The 536-nt window shown below is 40.1% G+C and carries 1 protein-coding gene; it reads left to right on the top strand.

Annotated features, from left to right (window positions below; all coding sequences use genetic code 11):
- Nucleotides 1-28 precede the first annotated feature (28 nt).
- Nucleotides 29-536 (top strand): hypothetical protein (locus tag A3712_RS28880; protein ID WP_157618757.1); only part of this gene is annotated, 508 nt, incomplete at its 3' end.

The following is a 536-nucleotide window of genomic DNA, read 5'->3' as shown; positions in this document are numbered from 1 at the left end:
TAAATATGTAGAAGGATCTAAACCAGGAATGATCTATGCTCCATCACTTGGTCAGTTGATAGATGGTGAGGGTAAAGGTATCGATATAATCGTTGCTCATGCTCAAACTAGATATCCTGAATGGCAAGAGAGAGGTGATAGTGCTTCTGCTCCAGTTGGAACTCACATGCAGATTCCGGCAGATGCAGTAGAAGAAAGAAACGGTAGATACAGATTACCAAATGGAAACTATGTAGANAAAACTGCATACTTCTATGTNATGGTAGTTATGGGAAATGAATCTAGACCGGCTGTCATTCCAATGAGATCGTCTAATCTTTCACCGGCGAGGGAACTAAATAATCTGATCACCAATTTAAGGATGACAGATGCAAAAGGTACATTTCAACCGGCAGCTTTCTCAGCAATGTTCAACTTAAAAACAGTTGGCAAAACTGCAGGCAGCAAAAGTTGGCATGTATACAAGCCATCAAAAGTCAGAATGTTAGATGTATCTAACAAAGAAGACTCTGCTTTATACGTAGCAGCTCAAGAGT

This window comes from Vibrio sp. HI00D65 (assembly GCF_001635455.1).
In the GTDB taxonomy this organism is placed as follows: domain Bacteria; phylum Pseudomonadota; class Gammaproteobacteria; order Enterobacterales; family Vibrionaceae; genus Vibrio.
This window is presented reverse-complemented; position numbering and strand designations above follow the sequence as displayed.